This window comes from Acidimicrobiia bacterium, assembly GCA_035651955.1.
Lineage (GTDB): Bacteria > Actinomycetota > Acidimicrobiia > IMCC26256 > JAMXLJ01 > JAMXLJ01.
Map to the genome: position 1 here is coordinate 36,215 of DASRES010000054.1, position 19,813 is coordinate 56,027.

Annotated in this window: 16 protein-coding genes; 3 read left to right on the forward strand and 13 right to left on the reverse strand. The window is 71.6% G+C overall.

Going from position 1 to position 19,813, the window contains the following annotated elements:
* Positions 1–50 precede the first annotated feature (50 nt).
* A complete protein-coding gene (locus VFC33_12180; GenBank protein ID HZR13993.1) occupies positions 51–914 on the forward strand; it encodes an enoyl-CoA hydratase-related protein in 864 nt (287 codons plus the stop codon).
* 9 nt (positions 915–923) lie between these two features.
* Here VFC33_12180 and VFC33_12185 read toward each other — a convergent pair whose 3' ends face one another.
* The 7 genes from VFC33_12185 to VFC33_12215 form a co-directional block, all read right to left on the reverse strand.
* Positions 924–2,066: a lipid-transfer protein gene (locus tag VFC33_12185; GenBank protein ID HZR13994.1), complete on the reverse strand. Its 1,143-nt coding sequence runs from the start codon at positions 2,064–2,066 to the stop codon at positions 924–926.
* The gene (locus VFC33_12190; protein ID HZR13995.1) at positions 2,066–2,521 is read right to left on the reverse strand and encodes a Zn-ribbon domain-containing OB-fold protein; all 456 of its coding nucleotides are present in this window, start codon (positions 2,519–2,521) and stop codon (positions 2,066–2,068) included. The genes VFC33_12185 and VFC33_12190 overlap by 1 nt, the downstream gene beginning before the upstream one ends.
* A 5-nt stretch (positions 2,522–2,526) precedes the next feature.
* Positions 2,527–4,965, reverse strand: a complete 2,439-nt coding sequence (locus VFC33_12195) for a CoA transferase (protein HZR13996.1) — start codon at positions 4,963–4,965, stop codon at positions 2,527–2,529.
* Complete coding sequence (locus VFC33_12200; GenBank protein HZR13997.1) at positions 4,917–5,537, reverse strand: TetR-like C-terminal domain-containing protein; 621 nt, start codon at positions 5,535–5,537, stop codon at positions 4,917–4,919. The genes VFC33_12195 and VFC33_12200 overlap by 49 nt, the downstream gene beginning before the upstream one ends.
* Positions 5,538–6,611, reverse strand: a complete 1,074-nt coding sequence (locus VFC33_12205; GenBank protein HZR13998.1) for an amidohydrolase family protein — start codon at positions 6,609–6,611, stop codon at positions 5,538–5,540. It abuts the gene before it with no gap.
* Between the two features lie 128 nt (positions 6,612–6,739).
* The gene (locus VFC33_12210) at positions 6,740–8,062 is read right to left on the reverse strand and encodes an ABC transporter substrate-binding protein (protein ID HZR13999.1); all 1,323 of its coding nucleotides are present in this window, start codon (positions 8,060–8,062) and stop codon (positions 6,740–6,742) included.
* A gap of 20 nt (positions 8,063–8,082) precedes the next feature.
* A complete protein-coding gene (locus VFC33_12215; GenBank protein HZR14000.1) occupies positions 8,083–8,511 on the reverse strand; it encodes a nuclear transport factor 2 family protein in 429 nt (142 codons plus the stop codon).
* A gap of 141 nt (positions 8,512–8,652) precedes the next feature.
* Here VFC33_12215 and VFC33_12220 point away from each other — a divergent pair, with 141 nt between their 5' ends.
* Positions 8,653–9,504: a phytanoyl-CoA dioxygenase family protein gene (locus VFC33_12220; GenBank protein ID HZR14001.1), complete on the forward strand. Its 852-nt coding sequence runs from the start codon at positions 8,653–8,655 to the stop codon at positions 9,502–9,504.
* 10 nt (positions 9,505–9,514) lie between these two features.
* Positions 9,515–11,287, forward strand: a complete 1,773-nt coding sequence (locus VFC33_12225; GenBank protein ID HZR14002.1) for a beta-N-acetylhexosaminidase — start codon at positions 9,515–9,517, stop codon at positions 11,285–11,287.
* A 10-nt stretch (positions 11,288–11,297) separates the two neighbouring features.
* On the opposite strand, the gene VFC33_12230 is transcribed toward VFC33_12225, so the two are convergent.
* The 6 genes from VFC33_12230 to rhaD all read right to left on the reverse strand — a co-directional run.
* Entirely contained in the window at positions 11,298–12,272 is a 975-nt protein-coding gene (locus tag VFC33_12230; GenBank protein HZR14003.1) for a Gfo/Idh/MocA family oxidoreductase, read from the reverse strand.
* A 2-nt stretch (positions 12,273–12,274) separates the two neighbouring features.
* On the reverse strand, positions 12,275–13,021 hold the full coding sequence (locus tag VFC33_12235) for a DeoR/GlpR family DNA-binding transcription regulator (protein HZR14004.1): 747 nt from the start codon (positions 13,019–13,021) through the stop codon (positions 12,275–12,277).
* Positions 13,018–15,666: a family 78 glycoside hydrolase catalytic domain gene (locus VFC33_12240; GenBank protein ID HZR14005.1), complete on the reverse strand. Its 2,649-nt coding sequence runs from the start codon at positions 15,664–15,666 to the stop codon at positions 13,018–13,020. Before VFC33_12240 ends, VFC33_12235 begins: the two co-directional genes overlap by 4 nt.
* Positions 15,663–16,889, reverse strand: coding sequence for an alpha-hydroxy acid oxidase (locus VFC33_12245; GenBank protein ID HZR14006.1), 1,227 nt, complete (start codon positions 16,887–16,889; stop codon positions 15,663–15,665). The genes VFC33_12240 and VFC33_12245 overlap by 4 nt, the downstream gene beginning before the upstream one ends.
* Positions 16,886–18,307 carry an FGGY-family carbohydrate kinase gene (locus VFC33_12250; protein ID HZR14007.1) on the reverse strand — a complete coding sequence of 474 codons (1,422 nt, stop codon included), beginning with the start codon at positions 18,305–18,307 and terminating at the stop codon, positions 16,886–16,888. The genes VFC33_12245 and VFC33_12250 overlap by 4 nt, the downstream gene beginning before the upstream one ends.
* A partial coding sequence (gene rhaD / locus VFC33_12255; GenBank protein ID HZR14008.1) for a bifunctional rhamnulose-1-phosphate aldolase/short-chain dehydrogenase occupies positions 18,304–19,813 on the reverse strand: 1,510 nt, incomplete at its 5' end. The genes VFC33_12250 and rhaD, both read right to left, overlap by 4 nt.

Below are 19,813 nucleotides of genomic sequence, written 5' to 3' on the forward strand. Positions count from 1 at the left end.
CCCAAAAGCGACTAGGACTACGGACCCGACCGCGCGTCCCGGAGGCCGCCGTGCAGAGCAGCGTCAGGTACGACCAGTACGACCACGTCCTCGTCGACGAGCCCCTGCCGGGTGTGCGGCGGATCACGCTGAACCGGCCCGACAAGCGCAACGCGCTCAACCACCCGCTGCGAGGCCAATTGCTGCAGGCGCTGCGCGAGGGCGATGCCGACGACGACGTGCGCGTGCAGATCATCCGCGGCGCAGGACCGTCGTTCTCGGCCGGCTACGACCTCGGCGGTGGCAACGAGGGTCACGAGATGCCCTTCTACACGCCCGAGGGCGAGGGCCAGTGGCCGCGCCACGTCACCGAGAGCTGGATGAGCATCTGGGATCTCGCCAAGCCGGTCATCGCGCAGGTGCACGGGTACTGCCTCGCGGGCGGCAGCGAGCTCGCGACCGGATGCGACCTCGTCTACATGGCCGAGGACGCGCAGATGGGCTACCCGGCGGTTCGCTTCGGCGTTCCCGACATGCACTTCCACGCCTGGTACATCGGACCGCGCAAGGCGATGGAGATGATGCTCACGGGCGACTCCATCTCCGGCGTCGAGGCCGTGCAGCTGGGCTGGGCGAACGCGGCGTACCCGGTCGAGGAGCTCGAGGAGCGCGTGCTCGAGGTCGCGTCGCGCATCGCGAAGATGCCACCCGACATCGTGCGCCTGAACAAGCGCATCGTGCACCGCGGGATGGAGGTCATGGGCCTGCGCACCGCGATCCGGGTCGGCACCGAGCTGTGCGCGCTCGGAACGCACCAGAAGAGCCTGCACGAGTTCGTCGCCAACACGCAGAAGCGCGGGCTCACCGCCGCGCTCGACGCGCGTGACTCGAAGTTCGGCGACTACCGCACCGGCGAGCAGCAGCCGAGCGCATAGCCGGCCTCCTCAGGCGCGTTCGAGGATCAGGCCGCTGCGGCCCGCGGCGACGAGGACGTGCCCGACGTCCGGGATCTGGTTCGCGGCGCTCCCGCGCACCTGACGCACGCCCTCGATCACGTTGTTGACGCCGTGGATGTAGCCCTCGCCGAGCAGCCCGCCGTTCGGGTTGACGGGGAGGGAGCCGTCGAGCTCGATGTTGCCGTCCGCGATGAAGTCGCGCGCCTCACCGCGACCGCAGAACCCGAACGCCTCCAGTTGCAGGAACACGATCGGGCTCATGTTCTCGTAGATCATCGCGACGTCGACGTCGCGCGGCGTGATGCCCGCGGCGTCGTAGAGCTGGCGCGCGACGAAGCGCGCCTCGGGGAGCTCCGCGAGATCGGCGTGGTAGTAGCTGTGCATCACGCTGCCGTCGACCAGGTGCCCGTCGGCCGCGGCGCGGACGCGCACCGCTGGGTTCGGGAGGTCGCGGCCGCGATCCGCGCGCGTGACCACGAGCGCGGCACCGCCGTCGCTCTCCTGGCACATGTCGAGCAGTCGTAGGACCGGCTCGACGATCCACCGTGACGCCTGGTGGTCCGCGAGCGTGATCGGACGGCGATGGAACCAGGCGTTCGGGTTCGTCGCCGCGTGCTTGCGCGCGACGACGCTGTAACGCCCGAAGTCCTCGTTGGTCACGCCGAACTCGTGCATGTAGCGCTGGAACTGCAGCGCGTACGTCTTGCCCGGCGTGTCGAGACCGAAGGGCATGTACCAGTTGAGTCCCGGCACGCTCGCGCGCGCGTTCGGCTGACCGAACCGGCGCCCGGACCGCTCGTTGAACGCCCGGTACAGCAGGACCACGTCCGCAACTCCGGCGGTCACCGCCGCCGCGGCGTGCTGGACCATGGTGTTGGAGCCCGGCCCGCCGTGCGGCGTGCGCGACCAGTACCGAAGCTCGGGGATCCCCAGGCAACGCATCAGCTCGAGCTCGTCGTTGTCGTCGAGGGTGAACGTGACCATGCCGTCGACGTCGCGCGGCGCGAGACCCGCGTCGTCGATCGCCGCGCTCGCGGCCTCGGCCGCGAGCTGGAGCGTGCTGCGACCGGAGCACTTCGAGTACTCCGTGTGCCCGATCCCGGCGATGACGACGTCGTCGAAGCGCGCCATCACGCTCCCCCCGCCTTCTGTGAAGCCTCATGCACACCATGTGTGTCTGAGCCTTCCCAAAACGGGGTCGTGGGGCGGAACTGGGGAAGGACCGTGCCGTCGTGGTCGACGAACACGACCTCGACCGGCATGTCGTTGTGCACGTCGGCGGGCTCGACGTCCACGAGGTTCGACACGAGGCGCACGCCTTCGTCGAGCTGCACGAGCGCGACGATCCGCGGCTGCGCGTCCGGCTCGGTCGGGTGGCGCGACACGATCCACGAGTACACGGTGCCGCGCCCCGTCGACTCACGCGCCTCGTGGCGCAACGAGCGACACCGCGCGCACATCGGAGCCGGCGGGTGTCGCACCGCGCCGCAGTCCGCGCACGCCTGCAGCAACAGCCGGCCCGCGCGCACGCCGTCCCAGAAGAAGGCGTCGTCGGCGCCGGGGACGGGCGGGATGACCGACGGCATGATCGCTACCGCGAGCCGTCTCGCACGACACCGTCGTGGACGAGCGCGTCGATCTCGTCGGTCGAGAGGCCCGCATCAGTGAGGATCTCGCGCGTGTGGTCGCCGACGACGAGCGGCGGGCGGGGGATCGGCGGCTGCGTGTCGGAGAAGTCGACGACGCGGCCGAACTGCTCCAGCCTCCCGACGAGCGGGTGCGCGTACGTCACGACCCATTCGCGATCGACCAGCTCGGGATCGTCGAACATCTCGACGGCGTACGAGTCGGACGAGACCTCGCAGGGCACGCCGTGCCCGTCGAGCAGCTCGAACCACTCACGCGCCGGGCGCGTGCGGAAGACCCGTTCCAGGTGCGCGCCCAGGTCGTCGCGAAGCGCGGAGCCGAGCGCCTTGGCGAGCCGGTCGCGATGCTCGTCCGTCACCGCGGCTAGACACAGCCAACCGTCGGCCGTCTGGTAGAGCCGGTAGAGCGGGCCGAGACCGAGCTGCATCTTGTCGAGACGCGGTCGCGGGCCGGGCGTCCCGTCGGCCAACGTCCATGCGTACGACGTGTTCAGCAGGCACGCGTAGAGGATCGACGTGTCGACGAACTGTCCGACACCGGTCCGCTCGCGGTGGTAGAGCGCCTGGATCACGCCGATGGCGCCGAGGAACCCGTTGCCCGTGTCCCCCATCGAGGTGAGGCTCCAGATCGGCCTTCCCCCGTCGGCGCAGCCGCCGTCCTCGTACTCGACGCCTGCGAGCGCGGCACCGCTCTGGTCGTTGCCTGGCAGCCCGTCGCGTGGACCGCGCTCGAACGCACGCGTGTGGCAGTAGACGAGCGCGGGGTTGACGCGCCGCAGCGACTCGTAGTCGACGCCGAGACGCTCGGCCGCGTCGTACCGCATGTTGTGCATGACGACGTCCGCGTCGCGCACGAGCGCGTGCAGCACGTCGAGGCCGCGCGGGTTCTTCAGGTCGACCGCGATGCTGCGCTTGCCGCGGTTGCACGAGTAGGCGATGTGGTTCGCGTGCCACCACTCGTCGTGCAGCGCGTTGACCTTGACGACGTCGGCGCCGAGGTCGGCGAGGACCTGCGCGCCGAAGGGACCCGCGACGGCGAGGCCGAGATCGAGCACGCGCACGCCGTCGAGCGGACCGCGCAACGGTGCGTCGCGCGCGGCGGGCCGGTCGCGCAACGGCGCAGTCGCCTCGACACGCACCTCGTCGGTGTGCTCGCCGGCGCGCGGTGCGGCGCGGCGGATCGCGCCGGGCGTCTCGCTCATCCTGTACGGCAACCCGACGGTCCGGATGCGCCCGACCTCCGGGTCGTCGAGCTCGGTGACGCACCCGTCGGCGAGCAGCGTGGGATCCGCCAGGGCCTCCTCCGGTGACCGCACCGGTTGCAGCACCACACCCACCTGGGCAGCGACCCGCACCCACTCGTCGGCGGGGAAGCGCCGGAACGCGTCGGCCATCAGCGGGTAGTAGTGCAGGAGCACGACGAGCTCATCGGGTGCCATGCCGATGCGCGTCGGGTCGTCGCGCGGCGTGGCGGCGTCGTCGGGGACGCGCAACGTCTCACCCGCCGACGCGCCGAGCACGAAGCGCGGGTTCGGCACCCAGTGGTGCACCCAGCGACCGTCCGCGCACTCGAACAGGCCCTTCGGCGAGCGCGCGTCGGGCACCCACGACACGAACCCGGGCGCGTCGGGACGTTCGACCCGCTGACGGCTCCCGAGGCCGAGACAGAGCGCGGCCTGCAAGAGCGACGTCTCGACGAGCTGTCCGCGTCCGGTGATCTCGCGCGCACGCAAGGCGGCGCTGACCGCGCTCGTCGCGATGAAGCACGCCGCGAGGCTCGGCCAGTACGACGCGGGGAACAGCGGCCCGTCGCGCGGCGCGCCCTGGGGCGCGCCGTCGGGGACGTCGAGGTCGGGGATCGCGGGCTCGTGGCCGGCGAGACGCTCGATCGTCCCGCCCCACCACCCGCGCTGCTCCCAGTGCAACCCCGTGCGCGCCGCGACGAGCGCGTCGTACGCGGGACGCTGCGCGTCGCGGGTGTCGCGGCCGTACCCGGTGATCGACCCGTACACGAGACGCGGATTGCGCGCGTGCACCGTCTCGTAGTCGATGCCGAGCCGCCGCGTGACGCCGGGTGTGAAGCTCTCCACGACCACGTCGGCGCGATCCGTCAGCGCGAGGAAGGTCGCACGGTCGTGCGCGTCGCGGAGGTCGAGGACCGCGCTCCGCTTGCCGCGGTGCCAGACCCGCGCGCCCGAGAGCGATCGGAACGGGTCACCGCCTGGTGGCTCGACCTTCACCACGTCGGCGCCCTGGTCCGCGAGCAGCATCGTCGTCATCGGGCCGGCGATCCCCCACGAGACGTCGAGGACGCGCAGCCCGGCGAGCGCCCCGGTCATCGGCGCGTCGTCCTCGTACGCGACGTGCGCGCGGCGCCCGGCCACCGACCGGATGCGAGCATCGTGCGGAACAGCTCGAGGATCTCGCGGTAGGTCTCGTCGGTGTCGCCGAGGGGCTCGTAGAGGCCGACGCTCTCGCCGACCGAGAACCCGCGCAGGGTCGCGCTGAAGACGCGGTGCGCGTGCTCGACCTGCGAGTCGTCGAGGCCGTACGAGCGCAACGTCGCGCGCAACGGCTCGCTCATTCGCAACGTCACCGCGACGAACTCGGCGTCGTCACGCTGCCGGTACGTCAGGAGCGCCTCGCCGCGCCCCGGGTGCTGGCGGGGGTAGCTGCGGTAGACGTCCGCGATCGCCGCGAGGGCGTCGTCGCGCGAGCGTCCGAGCGCGGCGGTCCACAGCAGCTCGCCCATCTCCGTCGCGGCGAGCAGTGCGACGTGCCGTCGGAGCGCCTCGAGGCTGTCGACGTGCGTGTACATCGACGTGACGTGGCGATGCAGCTCGCGCGCGACCCGCGAGAGCGTGACCGCGGACCAACCCTCGCGGTCGGCGATGTCCGCGGCCGTCCGCACGACGGTGTCACGGTCGAGCGGCTTCGCGTGACGCTTCGGAGGCACTCAGAGGTTCCAGACGCGTGACGCGTTGCCGGAGACGATCAGCTCACGCTCCTCGGCGGGGATGCCGGCGAACTGCTCGTCGACGATCTCGCGCGAGCGCGGCCAGGTCGACACCGGGTGCGGGTAGTCGGTCGACCACATGATGTTCTCGACCCCGATGCGGTGACGCAGCAGCTGCAGCCCGTCGGGCTCGTCGATGACCGTCAGCGAGATGTTGCGGTGGAAGTAGAAGCTCGGGAGCTCTCGCAGCTCGGGGAAGTCGTACTTCTGGCGCGTGGCCATGTCGTCGACGATCCAGAGGTACCACGCCACCCAGCCGAGTCCCGGCTCGACGAACACGAGCTTGAGCTCGGGGAAGCGCTCGAGGACGCCGGTGAGCATCCACATGCCGAGTGCCTCGCCCGCGCTCAGCCCGGTCATCGGGACCATGACGCCGTTCTGCGGTGTGGGGTCGCGGCGCGTGAGATCGTCGAGCGCGGTGTTGAGGCCGATGTGGCAGCACATCGGCAACGACGTCTCGCTGATCGCCGACCACAGCGGGTCGTACCGCTCGTGGAAGTAGTCGGGCTGACCGAGCTCGGTCGGGAAGACGGGGAGCTGCAGCGACTTGCCGCCGAGCGCGGCGACGCGGTGCACCTCGTCGACGGCGGCGGCGACGTCGTGGATCGGGATCTGATACGAGACGACGAGCCGCTTCGGGTCCGCGCTGGCGAACTCGTGCATCGCGTCGTTGAACGCGCGCGTCGCCTCGCGCCACCCGTCGCGCAGCAGGTAGAGGTAGCGGTACGCGCTCACCTCGCAGTACACGACCTCCGCGTCGACTCCGTCGGTGTCCATGTCCTCGAGGCGCGCGTACGGATCGCCGTGACCGGGCCGGTTGAACGCGGGGTGGTCGTAGCGCTGCATCGCCGACGCGTTGGCCTTGCCGGCACCGCTCGCCATGACGCGCGCGGTGAACTCGTCGACCGCGCGGTCGTACTCGTCGTGGTGCTTCACCGCGAGGTGCGACTTGATCTGGTCGTGCGACAGGCGGACGTGCGAGTCCGCCGAGACGAGCCGCTCACCGTCCGCCATGGGCTGGTCCTCCGCTTCGACGCGCCGTCGGGACTCACGGACCCCTAAGGCTTAGGGACAATACCCGAGGGCTTCCGTCATGTCGAGAGGCCGCCATGGCGAGCGGCGCGGGCACGTCCCGCTCGCTGCTATCTCGTCAGCGTGAACGCCGGGCCGACGTCGACGAACTGCGGCTTGCCCGAGCCCTGCTTCCAGGTCGGGTCCAGCTTCTGGAGCTGGAACCGGTCCTGCCCGTCGAACTTGTCCGGTCCGAACGACGCGTCCGGCGCGTCCGGCAGGTCGATGTGGCTCAGCGTCGCGAGCCCCTTCGCGAACGTCTCGTTGTTCAGGTTCTTCCCCGCGGCCTTCGCCGCCGCGGTGAACAGGTCGAGCGAGGAGCACGCGATCTGCATCGCGACGTACCCGCTCGACCTGCCCTGCAGGTCTTCCTGCTCGGGGCCGACGATGTCCTTGCCGGTCGCCTGCTTCCACACCTGGACGCAGCGCTGCATCGCGGGGTCGGAGAGCTCGGCGCCGGGCGCGGCGAGACCGGCGACGAGCGGGAACTTGCCCAGCGGGTTCGTGAAGACGGCGGCGGCGATGTTGCCGACGGACGTCGAGTACAGCCGCGGGTGGAACCCGGCGGCGTCGAAGTCGGCACCCGGGATGAACTGCCCCACGTCGACGACGGTGTCGACCCGCTCGCTCGTCATCCGTTGCGCGATGACCTTGTCCTGCGCGGCCGCGGCCTGCACGTCGTTGTCGGGCGCGTCGTTGAACGCGACGTCCGCGACCTTGTAGCCGGCGTCCTTCAGCGCCTTCGCGCCGACGTCGAGCAGGGGCTTGTACGCGGCCTGCGCCGCGTACACCGCGATCGTGTGGCCCTTCAGGTCACCGGCCTCGCCGAGCGCCCGAACGAGCGCGTCGATGGACCGCTCGGCGCTCGGGTCCCACGTCACCCACGGTGCGCGGGCCTGGGCGTGCTGCGCGTCGCTGGACGTGCCGCCGATCAAGATCGTCTGGTGCTGCTGCACGACGCAGAGGTCGTTGTTGCCGAGGAACCCGTTGAGGACGGCGAAGACCTTGTCGTCCTCGGTGAACTTCGTGCACGCGGCGAGCTGGTCCGTGTTGCCGATCGCCGAGAACTTGGCCGTCACGAGCTCGACCTGCCGGCCGTTGATCCCGCCCCGCTTGTTCAGGTCGTCGACGAGCGCGGTGATGATCTGCTCGTACGGGCCGTGGTCGATCTTGATGATCCCCGTCTTGGCGAGCGCCTCGAGGTCGATGTAGGAGAACCCGATCTTGATCGTGCCGGCGGTGACGCCCTGGCCGAGCGCCTCACCCTGCGACGACGCGCTCGACCGGCCCGTCGTCTTCGCGGCCTTGTTGCCGCGCGACGTCGTGCACGCGGTCGCGACGACGGCGACGATGACCGCCGCGACGCCCCACCTCCGAAGCGCCCCGCCGTTCATTCGAGCTCCTCGTCCCGTCGTCACTCGGCCGTCTCCAGGATGCGATGCAGGCGCGTGAGCCGAAGCGTCTTGATGCGCCAGCCGCCGCTCGTCTTCTCGTACGTCTCGTGGTAGTGACCGAACCCGTGCATCGCGCGCAGCGGCGATCCCTCGGGCCACCAGAGACGGTCGTCGAGTGCCCAGACGCCCGACGCGGTCGTCGGCGACGTCATCGTGATCTCCGGCATGTGTCCCTGGTGGACGGTCGTGACGTCACCGATCACGCCGCGCAGGAAGGTGACGAACGCGTCCGCGCCGTGCACCACACCGCCACCGTCGACGGAGGTGTCGACCTCCACGTCGGGCGTGAACACGTCCCGGAACGCGTCCCAGTCCTTCGTGTCCATCAGCCTGAAGTACCGGGCCTTCAGCTGCTTGATCGCCTCGATCTCGTCGTGCACGTCGCTCATCAGGAGGTGGTCCTTCCGTCGCCGGGCGGAGCGGTCGGGTGGGACGGTACGCGCCCACACCGTTCGGCGACCGCTGACGAGCGACGATCCGTGCTGATATAACAGCGTTACGACCTTTGCGTCGCACGGGAGACGTTGCTCGTGAGTGACTACGCGGAACGATTCATACGCGAGGGAATGGTCGCCGTCGAGGACGCGCTCGACCCCGCGTTCTGCGAGGAGGTCGTGGCGCGCCGTCTCGCGGACATCGGCGTCGACGAGGACGACCGCTCGACGTGGCCGACGGGCCCCACCCATCTCGCACCGACGACCGTGTTCGCCCTGGCCGACGTCGCGCCGCGAGCCGCCGACGTCCTGTACGAGCTCGTCGGTGGGCGCGACGCGCTCGCCTTCAGCGACCTGGCCGACAACCTGATCGTCAACTTCCCGGACCCGGACGTGGCCTGGTGGCCGCCCGAGCAGTGGGACGCACCGACGGCCGGCTGGCACAAGGACGGCGACTGGTTCCGGCACTTCCTCGACAGCCCGGAGCAGGGGATCCTCGGCATCGTGTTCTGGCGCGACGTGACCGAACGGCAGGGCGCGACGTACGCGGTCGCCGACTCGATCGCGCCGATCGCGCGGTTCCTCGACGAGCACCGGGAGGGCGTCGAACCGGGCGGGTTCCCCGTTCGCGAGATCGTCTCCCGGGCGCGCGACTTCCGCGCCCTGACCGCCCGGCAGGGAACGGTGGTCTGGGCTCATCCGTACGTCGTGCACACCGCATCCGTGAACGCAACGGACCGTTTGCGGATCATCTCCAACACGACCGCGATGCTGCGCGATCCGCTCGTCCTCTCGGACGCGCGCGAGCACACGCCGGTCGAGCGCGTCGTCCTCGACGCGCTCGGCGTCGACACGCTGGACTTCCGCCCCACGGGCGAGCGCGCGCGGATCGTCCCGGAGCGCGAGCGTCGGTGGAAGGCCGAGCAGGAGCGCCGCCCGTCGCGATAGACCGTCGCGCGTGAGCGCCGACGACATCGCACTCTTCCCCCGTCCGCGCCATCTCGTCGTCCACGACGGCGCGCACGTCGATGTGGCGACGCTCGCCGTCGACCGACGAGTCGACGAGTCGTTGCCGTCCGAGGGGTTCACGCTCGAGGTGCGGTCCGACGGCGTCAGGATCGCGCACGCCGACGACGCGGGGGCTCGTCATGCCGAGTCGGTTCGCGCGCAGCTCGCTCGGCGTGGCCACGGCACACCGCCGCTCGATGTGGCCGATCAACCCGCCTTCTCGGTGCGTGGATACATGCTCGACGTCTCCCGCGACCGCGTCCCGACCCGTGACACGCTCGCGAGGCTCGTCGAGGTGCTCGCGCTGGCGCGCTACAACCAGCTCCAGCTCTACACCGAGCACACCTTCGCGTACCGCGACCACGAGGTCGTGTGGCGCGACGCGTCGCCGCTCACGCCCGCCGACATCCGGTGGCTCGACGGAGTCTGCGCGGCCGCGGGCATCGAGCTCGTCCCGAACCAGAACGTCTTCGGCCACTTCGGCCGCTGGCTCGCGCACGACGAGTACCGCGCGCGAGCGGAGAGCCCGGACGGGTTCGAGATGATGCCGGGGGTCGTGCTGCCGCCGACGGTGCTCGCGCCGACCGAGGACAACGCGCGACTCGCGCTCGACCTGCTCCACGAGCTTCTCGCGTGCTTCACGAGTCGGCGCGTGCACATCGGCTGCGACGAGGCGATGGAGCTCGGCCAGGGCGTCAGCCGCGAACGCGCCGAGCAGACGTCACGCGGCCGGGTCTTCCTCGAGCACGTGCTGCGCATCGCGACGCCGTTGCTCGCAGACGGCTACGAGGTGCAGATGTGGGACGACATGCTGCGTCACGAGCCGGCGCTGCTGCGCGAGCTCCCGGCTGGCGTCGTCCCGGTGCCCTGGACCTACGAGCAGCCCGGCGCTCCCGTCGCGCGTCCGCTGCCGCCGTGGTTCGACGACCTGATGGCGCGGCTCGGGTACGCGGAAGGCGACCTCACGGACGGCTTCGCGCACCTGCTCGACCACTACGGCGACGTCGGGCGCCCGTACCTCCTCGCGCCGGGCACGTCGACGTGGAACTCGCTGGTCGGTCGGGTCGACAACGCGTTCGGGAACATCGACGACGCGGTCCGCACCGGCCTCGACCGGCGCGCGGACGGAGTCCTCGTGACCGACTGGGGCGACAACGGCCACCTGCAACCACCGGTCGTCAGCCTCCCCGGGATCCTGTTCGGTGGCGCCGCCGCGTGGTGCGGGGACACGAGCCCCGATGTCGACGTGACGGCCGCGATCGACGACCTCGTGCTGGGCGACTCGACGCGCCGCCTGGGGCGCGTGCTCGACCGCATCGGCCGGGTGTGGTCGCGCACCGGCCAACACGCGCTGAACGGCAGCCCGTTGCAGGCCGCGCTCGTGCCCGACGCCATGTTCTTCGCGTTCGGCGAACCCGATGCGGACGCGGTCCGTTCGGTCGTCGACGACCTCGACGCTGCGCTCGACGACATCGCTGCCTCGCAGCCGACGTCGAGCGACGCGGCCGCCGCCACGCTGCAGCTCACGGCGGCCACGCGGCTGGCGCGTCACGGTGCGTACCGCTTGCTCGCCCGCGCGGGTGCCAAGGCGCCCGATCGTCGGGAGATGGCTGACGACCTGCGCGAGGCCGTCGAACTCCACCGCGACTCCTGGCTCGCGGTGTCACGGCCCGGCGGCCTGCGCGACAGCATCGGCCCGCTCGAACGTCAGCTCGCGGAGTAGGAGACGCGCGCTACTCGCCCGGGTAGACGACGCCCAGCTGCGCGCGCATGGCGTCGAGCGTCGTCATGATGCGCAGCGTCTCGTCGAGCGGCATGATGTCGCTCTCGGTGCGTCCGTCGCCGATGCAGCGGTGCACCTCGTCGACCTGGAAGCGCAGTCCGTCACCGGCGTACGCGGCATCGATGCGCTCCACCCCACCGGGACCGCCGACGGTGATCCAGTCCGGGCAGTGCATGAACGCGGGGAGCTCGACCCAGCCGTCCGTCCCCGTGATGCGCGCCGTGCAGCTCAACGACGCGCGGATCGCGGCCTTCACGACGCCGAGCGATCCATCGGCGTGGTGCAGGACGCCGGCGACCCGCTCGTCGACACCCGTCTCCCCGATCGCGCCGTCGGCGACGACGCGGTCGGGAGTGCCGAGCACGAGCGAGCACAGCTGCACGGGGTACACGCCGAGATCCAGGAGCGAGCCGCCGCCGAGGCTCGCGTCGAACAACCGGTGCTCCGGTACGACCGGCATCCGGAACCCGAAGTCCGCCTCGACGACGAGCGGTGCGCCGATCCGGCCGCGGCCCAGCACGTCGACCAGCGCACGGTACGAGGGGAGGAAGCGCGTCCACATCGCCTCCATGAGGAAGACGCCGTGCGCGCGCGCCGCGTCGACCATGCGCTGTGCCTGCCGCGTGTTCAGCGCGAAGGGCTTCTCGCACAGCACGTGCTTGCCCGCCTCGACGAGCACCACGGTGTCCCGCTCGTGCCGCGAGTGCGGGGTCGCGACGTACACGACGTCGACCTCGGAGTCCGCGGCGAGGTCCTCGTAGCTCGCATACCTGGTCGCGATGCCGTACTTGTCGCCGTACGCGTTCGCGCGCTCGAGCGCGCGTGACGCGACCGCGGTGATCGTGCCGCCGTCGACGAGCGTCATGCCGTCGGCGAACCGCGCGGCGATCGCGCCCGGCCCGACCACGCCCCACCGGAACGTCATCGTCACACCACCTTCAAGGTGCGCCGGTACGCGTCGAGGCGCCGGTCCTTCGGATCCAGGTCGGTCACGAGGACGTCGATCCGCTCCACGGGGAGGCAGCGGGCCGACCCGCGCTGGCCGAGCTTCGTGTGGTCGACGGCGACGACGATCTCGCCGCTGACGTCCGCCAGCGCGAGCTTCACGTCCGCCTCCTCGAGCGTCGTCTCCGTCGTACCGCTCGGGTCGATCCCGGCGGCCGAGACGAACAGGCGCCGGAGCGCCACATCACGCGCCGCCCGCGCCGCGAGGGGACCCACGAGACTTCCGGTCCTGCGGTCGAGCTGCCCGCCCGTCAGCAGCGCGGTGACGCCGGGCCGGTCCTGCAGCGCGGCGAACGCCTCGGGACCGTTCGTCACGACCGTGAGGTCGCGCGCGCCGTCGATCGAGCGTGCGAGCCGCTGCAACGTCGTCGACGCGTCGACGCCGATCGCCCCCGTCTCGCCCACCAGGACCGCGAGCTTCGCGGCGATGCGATCCTTCGCGCGCGTCTGCTGACGGAAGCGGTCGGCGAACAGCTGTGGACCGAGGGCCATCGCACCGCCGCGGACGCGCCGGACCAGGCCTTGCTCCGCGAGCGTGTCGAGGTCGCGCCGGATGGTCATCTCGGAGACGTCGAGCTCGAGCGCGAGGTCGCTGACGCGCACGCGACCCTCGGCGTCGACGCGCGCGCGGATCTGCGCCAGGCGGTCGATGGAATTGACGGTCGTCACGACGCTATCCGGGCTTCGAAGCGATGACGACCGGGACCGGCCGCGTGCGTTGCGCCGTCGGGCAGCGTCACCTCCGCCTCGCTGCCGGGCGCGACCTCGACGTCGAGCACGAACGCACCGTGCTCGACCCGCCACGACGACGCGATCGGTCCGTACGGCGTGTCGAGACGCGCCTCCGCGGACGTGATGCCGCCCCCGGGGCAGGGACGGATCTCGAAGCGGCGGTACGCGGGCACGCCGGGGATCGGGCGGATCCCGGCGACGTACTCGTGCAGGAACGAGACCACCGCACCCTTGCTGTAGTGGTTCAGGGACCCGCTGCCGCCCGCGTCGATGCCCTCCCAGTTCTCCCACACGGTCGTGGCACCGGCCTCGATCATGGCGAGCCACGACGGGGGCGTCGTCTGCAGCAGGAGCTCGTAGGCGACGTCGAGATGGCCGGTGTCGGCGAGCACGGGCAGCAGGAACGGTGTCGCGAGGAACCCCGTGCCGAGGTGGGTGCCCGCGGCGCGGATGAGCGCGACGAGATCGTCCGCCACACGCGTGCGGTGCTCGTCGTCGACGAGCCCGAACGCGAGCGCGCGCACGAGGTTCGCCTGGGTCACGGGCGTCACCTCACCGTCGGCTGCGACGTACTCGGCCTGCCACGCGGCGCGCACCTCGCGCGCGAGATCGTCGTACCTCGTCGCGTCGTCTGGCTTCCCGACGAGCCGCGCGACCTCGGCGAGCGTCGAGAGCGAACGGAACAGAAACGCGGTCGCGACCTCGCCGACGTCCCGCTCACCGGTCATGACGGGCATGGTGTCCGCGTCGGGCTCGCACCACTCGCCCCAGTGGAACCCGATGTCCCACAGGTACCGCTCGTGCGGTGCCGGCTCGGGTCGTGCGGCGACGCGCGACGGGTGCCGGTGCTCGGCCGCGCGCCCCAACGCGAAGTCGACCCACCGCTGCATGGAGGGGTACTGGCGCTCGAGCACGTGTACGTCGCCGTACGACTGCCACATCTGGAACGGGACGAGCACCGCGGCGTCGCCCCATCCCGCCGAACCGGTGAGGTAGCTCGCGATGGCGTTCGTCCGAGCGGCGGGCGGCAACGGCTCCGGGACGAAGTTCGGGACGCGCCCGTCGTCCCACTGGTCCGCCGCGAGATCACGCAGCCACCGTTCGCTGAAGCCCGCGACGTCGTACAGGAACGACGCCGTCGGGGCGAACAGCTGCCAGTCACCGGTCCAACCGGCGCGCTCGCGCTGCGGGCAGTCCGTCGGGATCTCGCACGCGTTGTCGCGGAAGCTGAGCACGGTCGCCTCGTGCAGCGCGTTGACGCGTTCGTCGCTGCACCGGAACCGACCCGTCCGGACGAGATCGGTCTGCACGAGCACGCCGGTGACGTCGACCGTCGTGAGGTCGCGTGCGCCGTCGACACCGACGAACTGGAAGCCGTGCGTGGTGTGGCGCGGCTCGAAGTCGGGCGCGCCCGCACCGCTGCTCACGACCTCGTCGACCTGTCCGGCTCCGAGCGACGTCCGCGTCACGAAGTCGAACGCTTGGAGGTGACGCACGTCGACGTCGCCGTCCTCACCCAGCCGCTCGCCGTGACGAAGGCGAACGACGTTGCCCGCGTCGCCGAGTGCCGCGCCGGCGACGCGCACCCAGCCGTTGATGTTGGCCCCGAGGTCGACGACCTGACGCCCCGGGTCGAGGCGTGTCACCGACGCGGGTCGGTACTCCTGCACCCGGCGGGTCGGTGGGGCCGGCGACACGGTCAACCGGGCATCCGGCGGCGCGACGACGTCCACCCCGGTCCAGCCCGTGACCGGGGGGAACGGGACGCGTTGGTCGACGCGCTCACCTTCCATGAGATCGGCCGCGACGATCGGCCCGTCGCCGCTGACGTCCCACGACTCGTCGGTCGCGACGACGTGCCGGTTGCCGCGGACGTCGGTGAGCTCGACCTGTGCGAGCAGCGCGAGTGCCTTGCCGTAGCAGCAGTCCTCACGGGTGAAGCCCACGCTGCCGCGCCACCAGCCGTCGGTCACCGTCGCGACGAGCGTGTGCTCGCCCGGTGTGAGCAACGGCGTGACGTCGTAGGTCTGCACCTCGAGATGGGACCGGTACGCGGTGAAGCCGGGCGTGAGCTCGAGGTCACCGACCCGGACACCGTCGAGGTGGAGCTCGTAGATCCCGTGCGCGGTCGCGTAGATGCGCGCGCGCTCGACCGCTTCGTCGACCGCGAACGTGCGCCGGAAGTACAACGCGCCCCGCTCGCCGCGCGGGTTCAGCGGGTCGACGCCGTCGGGCGCGCCGACGAAGCGCGCGTCCCATTCGTCGAGGTCGAGCAGCCCGGTCTCGAACTCGTCGGGCGCGGACCAGTCGGTCCACCCTGCGTCGTCGCGGACCTGGACGCGCCACGAGACCTGCGTGCGTGAGCCGAGCGGGTCGAACGGCCACGGCTGGAGGAAGGGCTCCTCCGCCTCGATCTCCGCGGTCGTCGTCGCCCGGCCGTCGACGGTCGCCTCGACGCGGTACGCGCGCTGACGGCTCGAGCCCGGCGGCAGCCACCACGACAGGCGCGGCCGCGCGAACGCGACACCGAGCGGGCGGGGCCCGTGCTCGATGCGCAGCCGGGTCGGTACGACGTCGGTCACCGTTCTCCCTCCGGAAGGTCCAGCAACGAGCGATCGAGCTCACCCACGCTCGACACACCGAGCAGCGTCATGACGCGTTCCATGTCGGCGCGGAACCACTGCAGGACGCGGTCGACACCCCGCTCGCCCGCCGCGCCGAGCGCGTACAGGTACGCGCGCCCGGCCATCGCCGCGTTCGCACCGGCCGCGACCGCCTTCACGATGTCGCTCCCCCGCCGCACGCCGCCGTCGCAGATGATCTCGGTCCGGCCGCCAACCGCGTCCGCGACGGGGGCGACGAGCGTGAACGTGGCGGGCGCGCCGTCGAGCTGACGGCCACCGTGGTTCGACAGCGCGATCGCGTCGACGCCGTTGTCGGCCGCGATCACCGCGTCGGCGACGGTCTGGACACCCTTGAGCACGATCCGCCCGTCCCAGACGGAGCGCAGCCACTCGACGTCGGCCCACGACAACGTCGGGTCGAACTGCGTGTTGATGTAGTCCGCGAGCGTGACGGGCGACGCGCCGTCGCCGACCTCACGTCCGACGACGTTCGCGAACCGAATCGGTTCGCTGCGCACGAACGCCCACGTCCACGCCGGGTGCAGGGCACCGTCGACGAACGTGCCCGGCCCGATCTTCGGGGGCAGCTCGAACCCGCGTCGGACGTCGCGTTCGCGCCGGCCGTGCACGACCGTGTCGACCGTGAGGACGAGCGCCTCGTAGCGCGCGCCCTTCGCGCGGTCGATCATCTCCTTCACGAGCGCGCGGTCGCGCCATGCGTAGACCTGGAACCAGAGCCGACCGTCGCTGACCGCGCGGACCTCCTCGATCGACCGTGTGCTGAGCGTCGACAGCGTGTACGGCAGGCCGGCGCGCTCGGCCGCGCGGGCGACGGCGAGCTCGCCCTGGGGGTCGGCGATGCGCGTGAAGCCGGTCGGCGCGAGGACGAGCGGGTAGCCGACGGGACGGCCGAGGACGGCCGACGACACGTCGACCTTCGCGACGCCGCGGAGGACGCGGGGACGGAACGTCGTGCTCGCGTAGGCGGCCTGGTTCGCCGCGAGCGTGCGCTCGTCCTCGGCGCCGCCGTCGATGTAGTCGAACACGCCGCCCGGGAGGCGACGCTTCGCCACGCGGCGCAGGTCGGCGACCGATGCGGCGCGCCGCAGCCGGCGTTCGACGGGGTCGGTCTCGAGGCGCTCGAGCCGGATGACCGAGCGCAGCGTGCGGTAGGGGTTCACGACGGGTCGTACCTCCGCAGTCGTGTGGACGGCGAGCGCGCGACGTTCGCGCGCAGCTCCTCGAGCGTCGCCGGTGCGGCGCCGTGCGCGCGCGCCTGCACGAGCACGTTGCCGAGCGCGGTCGCCTCGACGGGACCGGCGACGACGGGTACCTGCAGCAGCTGGGCCGTCGACCGGCACAGCAGGTCGTTCTGCGATCCGCCGCCGACGACGTGGACCACGTCCACCCGTCGTCCCGCGAGCTGCGACGCCCGCCAAATGGTCGCGGCGTACGCGGCCGCGAGCGAGTCGACGACGCACCGGACCGTCTCGGCCGGGCTCACGAGCTCACGCTTCGCGGCACGTGCGAGGCGCGCCGGCATGTCGCCCGGGGCGACGAGCACGGGATCGTCGACGTCGACCACCGGACCGCCCGCAGGGAGCGCGGCGGCGGCGTCGAGCAGTGCCGGGAGAACGTGGTCGTGTCCGCGCTCGCGCCACGTGCGGAGCGACTCCTCGAGCAACCACAGGCCACCGGTGTTGCGCAGGAAGCGTGTGCGGCGGTCCACGCCGAGCTCGTTCGTGAAGTTGGCCTCGCGCACCGCGTCGGTGAGGACGGGTGCGTCGAGCTCCAGACCGACGAGCGACCACGTACCGCTCGACACGTACGCGAACTCGCCTGTCGTCGCGGGCACGGCGGCCACTGCGGACGCGGTGTCGTGCGCGCCGACCGTCGTGACGACGGTCGTGGGGCGCAACCCGAGCGCCCGGCACAGGTCCGCGCGCACACGTCCACGCGCGACGCCTGTGGGCTCGATCGGCGGCAGCATCTCGTGCGGGATCTCGAGACGGTCGAGCAGCACGGTCGACCACTCGCCGGTACGCACGTCGACGAGGCCCGTCGTCGACGCGATGGTCGCCTCGGTCCACAGCATGCCGGTCAGCCGGTACGCGAGCAGGTCCGGCAGCAGCACGACGCGCGCCGCCTTCTCCCACCACGGGCCCCGCCGCTCGGCGGCGAGCTGATAGATGGTGTTGAACGGCAGGAGCTGCAAGCCGGTGATCGCGAACAGCTCGTCGCGCGGAATGCGCGCGTGCACGCTCTCGACCACGGATGCGGTGCGCTCGTCGCGGTACGCGATCGGCTCCGCGAGCAGGTTGCCCTCGCCGTCGAGCAGGCCGTAGTCCACGCCCCACGTGTCGATCCCGATCGACTCGACCTCCGGGTACCGGCCGGCGAGCGCGGCGAGCCCGGCGAGCACCTCGTCGTACAGCGTCGTCAGGTCCCAGCGCAGGTGCCCGACGGCCTCGTGCACGCCGTTCGGGAACCGGTGCACGGTCTCGAGCCCGATCGCGTCGCCGTCGACGATGCCGGCCACAACCCGTCCGCTCGTCGCACCGAGGTCGACCGCGGCGAAGACGCGACGTTCCGGGCTCACCGGACGAACGCCGCCGCGATGCCGGCGTCGACCGGGACGAGCAGTCCGGTCGTGCGACTGAACTCGTCCGACGCGATCGCGGCGACCACGTCCGCGACGTGCTCGGGGAGCACCTCCCGCTTGAGCAGCGTGCGCTGCGCGTAGAACGCACCGAGCTCGGCCTCGGGGACGCCGTACACCGCCGCGCGTTGCGCGCCCCACCCACCCGCGAAGATCCCGCTGCCGCGGACGACGCCGTCCGGGTTGACACCGTTCACGCGGACGCCGTGCGGGCCGAGCTCCGCGGCGAGCAGGCGGACCTGGTGGGCCTGGTCCGCCTTCGTCGCGCCGTACGCGACGTTGTCCGGGCCGGCGACGAGCGCGTTCTTCGAGACGACGTAGACGATGTCGCCGCCGACGCCCTGGGCGATCATCGCGCTCGCGGCTGCGCGCGCGACGAGGAAGCTGCCCTTCGCCATCACGTCGTGCTGACGGTCCCAGTCCGCCTCGGTCGTGTCGAGCAGCGGCTTCGACACCGACAGGCCGGCGTTGTTGACGACGAGGTCGACGCCGCCGAACGCGCGCATCGCGGCATCGAGGGCCGCCTCGATTTGCGCGGCGTCGGTCACGTCGACCGGTACGCCGAGCGCGACGTCCCGGCCGCCGATGTCGCGCGCGACGTGCCCGGCCTTGTCGCCGTCCACGTCCGCGACGACCACGCATGCGCCGTCGGCCGCGAGCCGCTGCGCGATCGCCCGGCCGATCCCACTCGCGCCTCCGGTGACGAACGCGATCCGGCCCGTGTGGCGCTTCGGCTTCGGCAGCCGCTGCAGCTTCGCCTCCTCGAGCGCCCAGTACTCGATGCGGAACTTCTCGTCCTCCGTGATCGGCGCGTACGTCGACACCGACTCCGCGCCGCGCATCGCGTTGATCGCGTTGACGTAGAACTCGCCTGCCACGCGGGCGGTCTGCTTGTCCTTGCCGAAGGAGAACATGCCCACGCCGGGAACGAGCACGATGGCCGGGTCGGCGCCGCGCATCGCGGGCGAGTCCGGGGTGGCGTGCCGGGCGTAGTAGGCGGCGTACTCCTCGCGGTACGCGGCGTGCAGTTCTTTCAACCGCGCGGCGACCTCGTCCAACGGGGCGGTGGCGGGCAGGTCGAGGACGAGCGGGCGGACCTTGGTGCGCAGGAAGTGGTCGGGGCAGGAGGTGCCCAGGGCAGCGAGGCGGGGATGCTCGGCGCGGGCGAGGAAGTCCAGCACCACCTCGGCGTCGGTGAAGTGGCCGACCTGCGGCCGGTCGGTGGAGGCCAGGCCGCGGATCAGCGGCGCCAACGCGGCGGCGCGCGCCCGGCGTTCACCCTCCGGCAGGGCCTGGTACCCGTCCAGCACCGGCCCGAACGGCTCGGGTCGGCCGCGTTCGGCGAGGAGGCGCTCGGCGGTGCGGATGATGTGCAGCGAGTTGCGCTCGCACTCCTCCGAGGTGCCGCCCCAGGCGGTGATGCCGTGCCCGCCGAGGATGCAGCCG

Bases quoted from the DNA above. Each gene is read 5' to 3' on its own strand.
- VFC33_12185 (HZR13994.1), bottom strand. From the start codon at position 2,066: ATGGCGCGCTTCGACGACGTCGTCATCGCCGGGATCGGGCACACGGAG.
- VFC33_12190 (HZR13995.1), bottom strand. From the start codon at position 2,521: ATGCCGTCGGTCATCCCGCCCGTCCCCGGCGCCGACGACGCCTTCTTC.
- VFC33_12205 (HZR13998.1), bottom strand. From the start codon at position 6,611: ATGGCGGACGGTGAGCGGCTCGTCTCGGCGGACTCGCACGTCCGCCTG.
- VFC33_12210 (HZR13999.1), bottom strand. From the start codon at position 8,062: ATGAACGGCGGGGCGCTTCGGAGGTGGGGCGTCGCGGCGGTCATCGTC.
- VFC33_12215 (HZR14000.1), bottom strand. From the start codon at position 8,511: ATGAGCGACGTGCACGACGAGATCGAGGCGATCAAGCAGCTGAAGGCC.
- VFC33_12230 (HZR14003.1), bottom strand. From the start codon at position 12,272: ATGACGTTCCGGTGGGGCGTGGTCGGGCCGGGCGCGATCGCCGCGCGG.